This window comes from Providencia sp. PROV150, assembly GCF_028481025.1.
Lineage (GTDB): Bacteria > Pseudomonadota > Gammaproteobacteria > Enterobacterales > Enterobacteriaceae > Providencia > Providencia hangzhouensis.
The window spans coordinates 99,976-111,150 of sequence record NZ_JAMPPJ010000030.1; the positions used below are offsets into that span (position 1 = coordinate 99,976).

Consider the following 11,175-nt stretch of genomic DNA (forward strand, 5'->3'; position numbering starts at 1 on the left):
TTGCAGCGTTGTTGACTACGTGCGTTCGCCCTAGTCACATACTTATGTATGCTCCTAGGGACTCACTTACTTGCCGACTAGCTGCAATCTGAATGACTTTGAATAAAATCATAATGCCTTCAAAACTGCAGCGTTGTTGACTACGTGTATATAAGTCGCAACAGGCTTAGCAACGCAGCAAGATGGTTGCTGTGATAGTGTTATAAGTCTTATTGTTTTATGCAATATCGCGTTGCAGGTCAACTTGTAAATTGTCAATAAGACGCGTTTGACCTAACCATGCCGCCATTAAAATAACCGCACGTTTACTGGAATCACCAAGTGGTAACAACGTCTCTGCATCGCGAATAAATAGCTCATCAGGAGTAAAACTGGCTTCACGTAAGCTATTATTCATCTCTTCAATAATAACCTCAGATGCGCTAGGTTCAGCCACTAATTTTTCACCCGCTTGTTGCATAATTTGATACAGCTTAGGCGCTATTTTTAGCTCTTCTGCTGACAAATTATTGTTACGTGAACTCAGTGCTAGGCCATTTTTAGCTCTAACCGTTGGGACACTAACAATTTGAGTATCAAATGATAAGTCAGAAACTAATTTGCGAATTAATTGCAACTGTTGGTAATCTTTTTCACCAAACAAGGCAATATCTGGCTGAACTAAGTTGAATAGCTTAGTGATAACCGTTGCGACACCTCTAAAATGACCGGGACGGCTTGCGCCTTCTAACATGGTCGATAACTCAGGAACTTCAACAAAAGTCTGTTTTTCCATCCCTTCTGGGTAGAATTCTTGCGGGGAAGGGGCAAAAACTAAATTGATATCACGACGCTTTAATTTTTCGCAATCTTCTTGCAAAGTTCGTGGGTAATTGGCTAAATCAGATTGCCTATCAAATTGCATAGGGTTCACGAATACACTGGCAATCACAATATCAGCCTGTTTTTTCGCTTGGTCAATGAGTGTTAAGTGACCATCGTGTAAATTACCCATCGTTGGGACAAGTGCAATACGTTTACCTTCTTGTTTCCAACGACGAATTTCACGGCGTAAGATAAGTGCCGTTTCAACGATAAGCATACGTGTGTTCCTTATAATTACTGGCATCAATTAAGAAAAAGAATGTGCTTCACTTGGGTAAATGCCATCTTCTACTTCTTGGATATACATACGAATAGCATCATGAAGGTTGCCTGCTTGAGCTAAAAAGTTTTTAGCAAATTTAGGCGCTCGTGCGGTAATACCCAGTGCATCATGCATAACAAGGATTTGTCCATCAGTTCCATTTCCTGCGCCAATACCAATCACCGGTAATAGCAGTTCTTCAGAAACATGACTTGCTAAGGCAGTTGGAACACATTCGAGAACTAATAATTGGATACCTGCATTTTCTAATGCAATCGCATCTTTGAGTAATTGATTTGCCGTGACCTCATCGCGTCCTTGGACTTTATAACCGCCAAGAACGTTTACTGCTTGAGGTGTTAAACCGAGATGACCACACACAGGAACAGAGCGTTCTCCTAGCATTTTTACGGTATCACATAACCAGCTGCCACCCTCAATTTTCACCATGTTTGCACCCGCTTGCATCAAAATTGCTGCATTAGAACAAGCTTGTTCTGGTGTGGCGTAACTCATGAATGGCATATCTGCAATAATGAAGGCGTTTGGTGCACCTTTGCGAACGCATCGGGTGTGGTAAGCAATTTGCTCGACAGTCACAGGTAAAGTAGATGATTCACCTTGGATCGTCATTCCCAGTGAGTCTCCAACGAGCATCACCTGAATACCTTGCTCATAAAATAATTGAGCAAAGCTTGAGTCATAGGCTGTCATGGTTGCAAATTTGTGTTTGTCTTTTTTAAACTGACATAAATCAGCCAGAGAAATTGGTTTCATTATAATAACCTCCGGAAATGATCTCCCTGCACCATACCTCATAAGAGGTTGAACATTTTAGGCTGGAATATCCCAAAACGTTAGGCCATTTCGAGGGACTTGTGTGAGTCTTTCTGAAAGCTTTTCGCCATCAGGAAAAACAAGGGAAGGGGCGATTTCGCTAAGCGGATACAACATAAACTCACGCTCTTTTAGCCCATAATGTGGAACGATTAACCGTTCAGTATTGATGATACGGTTACCAAAAAGCATGATATCGAGGTCAAGCGTTCGTGGCCCCCAACGTTCCTCTTTGCGTACACGGCCAAGCTCAAGTTCGATTTTTTGTGTATGGTTAAGAAGAACTTCAGGCTCAAGGCTTGTTTCTAGTAGCACAGCCAGATTCAAAAAATCTGGCTGGTCCTGTGGGCCTAATGGTTTGGTTCGATAAACAGAAGAGGTAGAAACAACGCGGCTATTAGGAATAGCATCTAATGCTGCAATAGCTTGCTGTGCCTGTAGCAGCGGCTCACCAAGGTTACTTCCTACAGCAATATAGACTTGTTCCATTGTATTCTCTCTATCTATTATGACTTATTCGGCCGGCGCGCGCCGGTTCCACCTTGTGATGAACGTGGGCGATGGCGGCGGCGAGTAGGGGCACTACCTAATTCCGAAATCATTTCACGCTGTTTGATATTATTCGCTTGTTGAAAATCAGTCCACCATAACGCTAACTCTTGTAACTCGTTGCGGTGCTCAACATTGGCTCTTAATTCTAATAAATCAAACGCTGCACGGAATTTTGGGTGCTCCATGAGTTTATTTGCGCGACGACCTTGGCGGCGAGGTAAGCGTAATTGCAATAACCAAATATCACGCATAGTGGTTGTAATGCGTTTTGGGATCGCAATTGAGCGGCACTGTTCATCTAAAATATCATTCATTGCCAGCGCAAAGGCGTCGTAATAGGCCAACCCGCCTTCTTGAGATAGCTTCTCAGCATGCTCAGTAACTGGGTACCATAACATAACAGCAAATAAAAAAGCAGGGTTAACACGCTTATCATTTTTTAGTCTGAAGTCAGTATTTTTAAGGACTTGCTCAATGATTTTTTCCATTGGCGAATCACTGTTATCAGTAAATCGGCTTGCGACAACAGGGAAAAGTTGCTCAAACAAACCATATTTTTTGAGCATTTTATAAGTCGCGTAACCTTGGCCTGCTTGGAGTAATTTGAGAGATTCTTCAAATAACCGAGCAGATGGAATTTCTCTCAATAAATGAGCGAGTTGGTAAATTGGCTCTGCGGTTTTCGGCTCGATGCTCATATTTAATTTGCAGGCAAAACGTACCGCTCTTAGCATTCTGACTGGGTCTTCACGATAGCGCGTTTCAGGGTCACCAATTAAACGAATAACGCCAGCTTTGAGGTCTTTCAAACCATTAACGTAGTCACGTAATGTGAAGTCTTCAATATTGTAATATAGGCTATTAACGGTGAAGTCCCGACGAATCGCATCTTCCTCAATAGAACCAAAGATGTTGTCGCGTAACAACATACCGTTTTGCGCTTGTGCAGATAAGTTTTTGTCATCTGACACATTTTGGTCATGGTGACCACGGAAAGTTGCAACTTCAATAATTTCGGGGCCAAACATAATATGGGCTAGACGGAAACGACGACCAACTAGACGGCAATTACGAAATAATTTGCGGATCTGCTCAGGTGTTGCGTTCGTAGTTATATCGAAGTCTTTAGGCTTTTGGCCTAAAAGCAAATCACGCACACCACCCCCCACTAAGTAGGCTTCAAAGCCACTTTTATTTAAGCGATACAGTACTTTTAATGCATTGTCACTAATATCACTACGCGAAATAGGGTGTTCGGAACGCGGGATAACAGTAATGTTTTCGTCGTTTACGGTTGTCATTGTAGGGCGCTTCTCAGGTGTTGAATCGGCACGTTGAGATTGACGAACCGTTTTTTTAATATGGGTTGTTTTATGGGGTTGAGCGGTGTTCTGCTCTTTAGATGCGGTTTGCGCATGAGCAGAATGAGTGACTGGCCTTTTACCGGCTGCCTGTATATCTCGCGAAGTATCACGATGTTGTTCTACATCTTCAGGGGATGCGTCTGTATTGCGAGATAAAATATTACGGCAGAAATTTGCTACTCGGTTAAAAATAGTACACCTCGATGTCATTACCAATATTCATTAAACAAAAATAAGCGGCTAATCATAGCTCACAGAAGTTTCTTTGAGAATGGTTAAACGAATAAAAGTCATCTCTAATTATAAACGTTACCAATAAAATTTACGCAAAATAATAGCTCAAAAAGCGATCTCACTATAGAAGTATAGGTTTAGAAGCCTTATTTTAAGCGCTTTTTTGTTGTTAGAGGATTATTCAACTTCAAACTATGGGGTTAAATAACAGCCTAATCTATCTCCGTAAAAATTACGTGAAAGTAAATGTTTATCTTACTTAAAAGAGCACGATAGGACGTTATCGCCAACTAATTGGCAAAAAGATGCGGGAAGGATAGATTTTATGTGATAGCTAACGCAAGGAATAAGCTCTGAGCTGAACATAACAGGATGTAGAGTTCCCTTGTAACGGCGCAGTAATATGCGCCGTTCAGGACTCCATATAGACACTAGCCAGCCATTTGCTTTTCGCGAATTTCAGCTAATGTTTTACAGTCGATACATAAATCAGCGGTAGGACGGGCTTCCAAACGGCGGATACCAATTTCTACACCACATGATTCACAATAGCCAAAGTCGTCATCTTCAACTTTTTTCAGCGTTTTTTCGATTTTCTTAATCAGTTTACGTTCACGGTCCCGGTTACGTAATTCAAGGCTGAATTCTTCTTCCTGAGCGGCTCTATCAACGGGGTCTGGAAAGTTAGCTGCCTCATCTTGCATATGAGTAACAGTCCGGTCCACTTCATCTCTGAGTTGATTGCGCCATGCTTCGAGAATGAGCTTAAAATGCGCCAACTGGGCCTCGTTCATGTACTCTTCGCCAGCTTTTTCATGATAGGGTTCAACCCCAGCAATGGCGAGAATGCTTAAGGACGATGTCTTACGTTTTTGCCCTTCTTGCATAATGCTTCTCCTACACACGCAAATTTTACAAAAACCCCAAGGGGGAAAAATTAAGGTCGCTATAAATAGCAGAAGACTGCGCTCTTGGCAATCGTTCCTGCAATGAGTTTTGTAATGCTGTGAGGGCGAGCGTGTTTATTCCCTTTTTAGCGCCCAGAACTCTGCGGCCTCGTATAAAAAACGGTTAAAAAAACTTTATTTAATAGAGTTAAAGTGAATCTGCTTACTTAACACCATTTGTTGAACAGTTATATCAGCTTGATAACAAAGTACTTCAACACCACTTTGTCTCGCTTCCTCCAATAAGAGCGCATATTGTTTATCAATATGTGCCGCTGCAGATGCTACGTGAATACCTGTGTGTAAAGCAACAAACAATAGTATGGCTCTTTTTCCTTCTTTCGCAATATGCATGAGCTCTCTTAAATGTTTTTGGCCTCTAAGTGTCACTGCATCAGGAAAGAACCCCTGATTATTTTCTAGTAAAGTTACTGATTTTACTTCGATAAAGCAATCTGGTAATCCATTTTGCGTGAGATAGAAATCGATTCGGCTATTTTCTGTGCCATATTTAACTTCAGGCTTTATTACGCTGTATTCGGATAATTCTGGAATGTGTTTTTCGGCTAAGGCTTGTGCAACTAATTGGTTCGCACGAAGGGTATTAATGCAAATAAAGTGGCCATTTGTGGTTTGGGTTAACTCCCAACTATACGGATACTTGCGTTTTGTATTATTGGACGTCGAATACCAAATGGTATCACCAGGGGTAGCACAACCTGTCATAGCGCCTGTATTCGCACAGTGAATTGTAATTTCTTCGCCGCTCGGTAAAGTAACATCAGCCAAAAAGCGCTTGTAACGTTTAATTAAAGTAGCTGGTTGTAAGGCGGGTTCAAATTCCATGGGATCTCCGCTATCGTTGTCGGTAATATGCTTACTGGCAAAAGAGGCTAATGCTACAATGTCTGACAGTAAAAGTTAAATACATGGAGTGATAACCTCAGTGTTACCGATATTCGAAGTTTGTGAGGACATACTTACCGCGTTAGTCGCTTCACCTCAAGTTTTGCTTCATGCACCTACAGGTGCAGGTAAATCAACGGTTTTACCGTTAGAAATATTAAAAAGTGGGGTTATTGATGGGCGGGTTATTATGTTGGAACCCCGTCGCTTAGCGGCACGTTCAGTAGCGGCTCGCCTCGCACAGCAACTTGGTGAAGATATCGGTCATACCATTGGTTTACGCATGCGATCTGAAACTAGAGTTAGTCGCCACACGCGTCTTGAAGTCGTGACAGAAGGCGTACTGACCCGCTTACTGCAAAATGACCCAATGCTTGAAGGGGTTGGCTTAGTCATTTTAGATGAGTTTCATGAACGAAATTTACAGGCAGACTTAGGTCTCGCTTTGTTAATTGATTCACAGCAAGCCTTACGTGAAGATTTACGTATTTTATTAATGTCAGCGACATTGGATAATCAAGGGCTGAATCAGTTGTTTCCTGATGCTCCAGTTATCACTTCACAAGGGCGCACGTTCCCCGTAATACGTGAATATCATCCTATTAACCCAAATAAACTCTTTCATAAAGAAGTAGCACTAGCGGCTTGGCAGTTATTGCAACAAGAGCACGGGTCTTTATTATTATTTCTTCCAGGTATGGGGGAAATCGAGAAAGTAAGAGTAGAACTCGCTTCGATGGTAAGTGAGGACATACTTTTATGTCCTTTATACGGAGCATTATCTCTACAGGCTCAGCAACAGGCGATACAGCTGGCACCAGAAAGAATGCGAAAGGTCGTATTAGCCACCAATATTGCGGAAACCAGTTTAACGATTGAAGGGATCCGCCTTGTGATGGACAGTGGTTTTGAACGTGTGGGTCAGTTCAACCCACGAACAGGACTGACAAAGCTCATTAAACAGCGAATCAGCCAAGCATCGATGGCGCAGCGAGCCGGTCGAGCAGGCCGTTTAGAAGCAGGTGTTTGTTGGCACTTATTTAGTGAAGAGCAAGCTGAACGTGCGGCTCAATTTAGCGAGGCTGAAATTGCACAAAGTGACCTAAGCAACTTATGGTTATCTTTATTACAGTGGGGTTGTCACGACGTGGCACAGCTGAATTGGCTGACTTTACCCCCGAAACCTGCGATATCTGCGGCAAAAAATTTACTTAATCAATTAGGTGCCATTGATGTGGCTGGTAAGTTAACGCCTTTTGGGCAGCAGATGGCGGTGTTAGGCAGTTCAGTGCGAACAGCGGCAATACTATGTAAGGCACAACAAACCCAAAATCAGCATGTTATTCAATTAGCTGCGTTGCTGGTGGCGATTATCGAGGAACCTCCTCGTCAACAAGATGCGGATCTTCGTTATTATATAGAAAGGCCAACTGAGGGGTGGTGCAAGAGAGCATCAGCGCTTTGCGAACAAAAAGTGTTGAGTACCATTGGTCAGCAAGATGCGCTAATTAGTGAGTGGTTACCAACGTTGTTAGCTGTGGGTTATCCCGATCGCATTGCGAAATCTCGAGATAACCAACATCGCTATCAATTAGCGAGTGGTTTGGGGGCAATATTGGGTGAATCGGATAGGCTAATGGGAGAGTCGTGGTTAATGGTGGTGTCTTTATGGCAACCCGAAAATATGGCGGATGCGCGTATTTCCTTGGCTTATCCTATTGAAATTGACAGATTACAAGCAGATTGCCCATCTTTATTTAACACTCAAGAAACGGTCGAATGGGATGAACAAAAAGGGACCTTATTAGCTTGGAAACGCTTGCAATGTGGCCAATTAGTAGTGAAATCAGAACGTTTGAGCAACCCTGATAAGGCTGAGATTTGCCAAGCGCTGGTTTATTGGTTGAAGCAAAATGGCTTGCAGCAGTTAAATTGGCAGGAAGATGCTTTGCAATTGTGTATTCGCTGCATGCTAGCTAAGCGGCATTTTCCTGATATTGCTTTTCCTGATTTTGATGATATAGCGCTATTAGATTCGTTAGATGAATGGCTTGAACCTTATCTTGATGGCATAACAAATAAGCAAAAACTACAGCAGATTGATTTAGCCTCTTTATTAATCAATCGATTAGATTGGCAGCAGCAACAGTGGTTAGAAAGTATGTTTCCGAAGACCTATCGAGCGCCATCTTTACATGATGTAAGTATTCACTATTCGTTAGATAAGCCACCAGTGATAGCTATTCGTATGCAAGAGATGTACGGGGAAAAAGCGAACCCGACAGTAGCACAAGGGAAAATTCCTATTACGCTCTCTTTGCTTTCTCCTGCGATGCGGCCATTGCAGATTACACAAGACCTTGGCGTATTTTGGCAGGGCAGCTATAAAGAGATACAAAAAGAGATGAAAGGGCGTTATCCAAAGCATTTATGGCCGGATGACCCTGCAAATACTGCGCCAACGAGACAAACAAAAAAAGCGATGATGGGTGCGAAATAACCTATTTTTGTGCTCTAATAGCGGGTTTCCTCATTCAGGCTATCGATGCGTTAACCTGAGTAAGGAAATGTAATTAAGAGCTTTCTTTGGTGAAATCTCTGAGGTTATGAGCCAAAATTAACCACTAAACTGGCGTAACTAGTGAGTTATTAAGTTATTTTGTCATGTGATATGGAGTGACCATGTCAGGTAAAGATTTTGAACCGATCGGCAGACGTAATAAAAAAACTGCTGGGAAAAAACAGTCTTCATCTCGCCGCCGTAGAGACCGCGATGACTATGACGATGAAGATTTATTTGAAGATGATGATATTGATGAACAATATCTCGATGATGAAGATGAAGAAGAGCAAATGGCTAAAAAAGGCTCAAAAAAGAACAAGCCTCGGAAGGTAAAAAGTAAATGGCGTTGGTTTTGGCTGCTAGTCAAACTGATGATCGTATTTGCTGTTTTACTCGCGGCATATGGTTTTTATTTAAACCAACAAATTAAAGAACGTCTCGATGGTAAGGTTTGGGATTTACCCGCCGCAGTATACGGCCGGATGGTTAATCTTGAACCGGGCATGGACTACAGCCAGGCTGAAATGGTTCGCCTGCTTGAAGGTATGCAATACCGTAAAGTGAGTAAAATAACGACATCGGGCGAATTTGTAGTACGCGGTAATAGTATCGAAATCTTACGCCGACCGTTCAATTTCCCTGATCAAAAAGAAGGGCAAATACTCGCGCGTATGGTGTTTGATAATAACGCGTTGAGCAAAATTGAAAATATGGAAAACGGCCGCTCATTTGGCTTTTTCCGCTTGGACCCGAAACTGATCACGATGATGCAGTCGGCGAATAATGAGCAACGGTTAGTTTTACCGATATCTGATTTCCCTGAGTCCTTAGTTAAAATCTTACTAGAAACCGAAGATCGAAACTTTTATGAGCACGATGGTGTCAGTTTGTACTCTATTGGCCGTGCTGTTGTTGCTAACTTAAGTGCAGGACGCTCTGTTCAAGGGGGAAGTACCTTAACTCAGCAGTTAGTCAAAAATCTCTTTTTGACCAATGAACGGACATTAAAACGTAAAGCCAATGAAGCGTACATGGCGGTTTTACTGGACTACAACTACAGCAAAGAGCGCATTTTAGAGCTGTATTTAAACGAAGTCTTTTTAGGCCAAAATGGTAATGATGAAATTCGTGGTTTCCCATTAGCGAGCTTGTATTACTTTGGTCGTCCAATCAATGAACTAAGTTTTGATCAACAGGCGTTATTAGTCGGCATGGTGCAAGGGGCATCAACGTATAACCCTTGGACTAAGCCACAAAATGCGATTAAACGCCGTAATATCGTACTGAAAATCTTGGAAACACGCGGTGTGATTGACCAAGAAATGTATCAGGTACTGAGCGCAAGGCCTCTCGGTGTGAAAAATAAAGAAGGGCTAGTGGCTTCTCAACCTGCCTTTATGCAAATGGTTCGTTCAGAACTCAATGAAAAATTGGGCGATAAAGTTAAAGAACTCTCTGGTGCGAAAATTTTTACCACTCTAGATCCTGTGGCTCAAACTGCGGCTGAAAATGCAGTTGAGAATGGTGTCGCTGATTTACGTAAATCTCGTAAATTAGATGACATAGAAGGTGCAATGGTGGTAGTTGACCGCATTAATGGCGAAGTACGCGCTATGGTTGGTGGTTCTCAGCCCCAATATTCAGGGTTTAATCGTGCGTTAAATGCACGGCGCAGCATTGGTTCTCTGGCAAAACCTCCGGTATACCTCGCTGCACTAAGTGAACCGGACCGTTTTCGTTTAAATACATGGTTAAAAGATGAGCCACTAACAGTAAAAGTCGGGAATCAAAACTGGAGCCCAAGAAACTACAGCCGTAATTTCAACGGCCGTATGATGTTAGTTGACGCTTTGGCAAAATCACAAAATATCCCAACGGTAAACTTAGGGCTAGAGGTTGGTTTAGACCAAGTGTTTAATACTTTTGTACGCTTAGGAGCTCCTGCGGCTGCCATGGAAAAAGTTCCTGCGATGTTATTAGGTGCAGTTAACCTAACACCAGCGGAAGTTGCTCAAGTTTATCAAACCATTGGTGGTGACGGTAATCGTGCGAAATTATCTGCATTGCGTTCTGTTATTGATGGAGATGGCAATGAAATTTACCAAAGCTACCCATCTGCAGAGCGAGCAGTACCTTCCCAAGCGGCATACCTCACATTGTATGGCATGCAGCAAGTGGTTAAACAAGGTACGGGCAGAGTCTTATTGACCAAATACGCCAAGTATAATTTAGCCGGTAAAACAGGGACAACTAACGATCTACGCGATAGCTGGTATGCAGGTATTGATGGCAAAGAAGTGGCGATTGTGTGGGTTGGCCGTGATAATAACGGTCCAACACAATTAACAGGGGCGACAGGCGCACTGAAAGTGTACCAACGCTACTTAGATAACCAAGCGCCATTAGCACTTATCAACCGTGCACCAGAGGGCATTGTTGATATGCAAGTCACTGCTGACGGCCAATTAAGTTGCTCAAACTTCGGCGGCGGTAGAATGTTGCCGATTTGGACAGATAACCCAGAAGGGTTATGCCAAGCGTCAGAAGAGCAAGCCCCGGTCTGGGACTTAAATGGTAATAATGGCGAGCAACAAGATGATGCGCCGGATTGGGTTAAGGATATGTTTGGCAATAACCCCTAAATTC

General features: G+C 42.7%; 8 protein-coding genes. 2 read left to right on the top strand and 6 right to left on the bottom strand.

Annotated features, from left to right (window positions below; genetic code table 11):
- Positions 1-217 precede the first annotated feature (217 nt).
- The 6 genes from panC to sfsA form a co-directional block, all read right to left on the bottom strand.
- Positions 218-1,081 carry a pantoate--beta-alanine ligase gene (gene panC, locus PSE83_RS18635; protein WP_036958293.1) on the bottom strand — a complete coding sequence of 288 codons (864 nt, stop codon included), beginning with the start codon at positions 1,079-1,081 and terminating at the stop codon, positions 218-220.
- Between the two features lie 30 nt (positions 1,082-1,111).
- Complete coding sequence (gene panB, locus PSE83_RS18640; protein ID WP_036958292.1) at positions 1,112-1,903, bottom strand: 3-methyl-2-oxobutanoate hydroxymethyltransferase; 792 nt, start codon at positions 1,901-1,903, stop codon at positions 1,112-1,114.
- 57 nt (positions 1,904-1,960) lie between these two features.
- A complete protein-coding gene (folK, locus tag PSE83_RS18645; RefSeq protein WP_094960949.1) occupies positions 1,961-2,452 on the bottom strand; it encodes a 2-amino-4-hydroxy-6-hydroxymethyldihydropteridine diphosphokinase in 492 nt (163 codons plus the stop codon).
- Positions 2,453-2,469: 17 nt separating this feature from the next.
- Positions 2,470-3,816, bottom strand: coding sequence for a polynucleotide adenylyltransferase PcnB (gene pcnB / locus PSE83_RS18650; protein WP_206077539.1), 1,347 nt, complete (start codon positions 3,814-3,816; stop codon positions 2,470-2,472).
- 728 nt (positions 3,817-4,544) lie between these two features.
- The gene (gene dksA, locus PSE83_RS18655; RefSeq protein WP_004260494.1) at positions 4,545-5,000 is read right to left on the bottom strand and encodes an RNA polymerase-binding protein DksA; all 456 of its coding nucleotides are present in this window, start codon (positions 4,998-5,000) and stop codon (positions 4,545-4,547) included.
- Between the two features lie 195 nt (positions 5,001-5,195).
- Positions 5,196-5,906 (bottom strand): DNA/RNA nuclease SfsA, encoded by a 711-nt coding sequence (gene sfsA, locus PSE83_RS18660; RefSeq protein ID WP_004260493.1) that lies wholly within the window; start codon positions 5,904-5,906, stop codon positions 5,196-5,198.
- A 100-nt stretch (positions 5,907-6,006) separates the two neighbouring features.
- On the opposite strand from sfsA, the gene hrpB reads away from it, so the two are divergent.
- Together hrpB and mrcB are read left to right on the top strand one after the other, a co-directional pair.
- Positions 6,007-8,466 (top strand): ATP-dependent helicase HrpB, encoded by a 2,460-nt coding sequence (hrpB, locus tag PSE83_RS18665; RefSeq protein WP_004260490.1) that lies wholly within the window; start codon positions 6,007-6,009, stop codon positions 8,464-8,466.
- A 182-nt stretch (positions 8,467-8,648) separates the two neighbouring features.
- On the top strand, positions 8,649-11,171 hold the full coding sequence (mrcB, locus tag PSE83_RS18670) for a bifunctional glycosyl transferase/transpeptidase (protein WP_004260488.1): 2,523 nt from the start codon (positions 8,649-8,651) through the stop codon (positions 11,169-11,171).
- Positions 11,172-11,175: the final 4 nt, after the last annotated feature.

Excerpts from the sequence above, each read along its gene's own strand:
- panC (WP_036958293.1), bottom strand. The coding sequence starts at position 1,081 with ATGCTTATCGTTGAAACGGCACTTATCTTACGCCGTGAAATTCGTCGT.
- panB (WP_036958292.1), bottom strand. The coding sequence starts at position 1,903 with ATGAAACCAATTTCTCTGGCTGATTTATGTCAGTTTAAAAAAGACAAA.
- folK (WP_094960949.1), bottom strand. The coding sequence starts at position 2,452 with ATGGAACAAGTCTATATTGCTGTAGGAAGTAACCTTGGTGAGCCGCTG.
- pcnB (WP_206077539.1), bottom strand. The coding sequence starts at position 3,816 with ATGACAACCGTAAACGACGAAAACATTACTGTTATCCCGCGTTCCGAA.
- dksA (WP_004260494.1), bottom strand. The coding sequence starts at position 5,000 with ATGCAAGAAGGGCAAAAACGTAAGACATCGTCCTTAAGCATTCTCGCC.
- sfsA (WP_004260493.1), bottom strand. The coding sequence starts at position 5,906 with ATGGAATTTGAACCCGCCTTACAACCAGCTACTTTAATTAAACGTTAC.
- mrcB (WP_004260488.1), top strand. The coding sequence starts at position 8,649 with ATGTCAGGTAAAGATTTTGAACCGATCGGCAGACGTAATAAAAAAACT.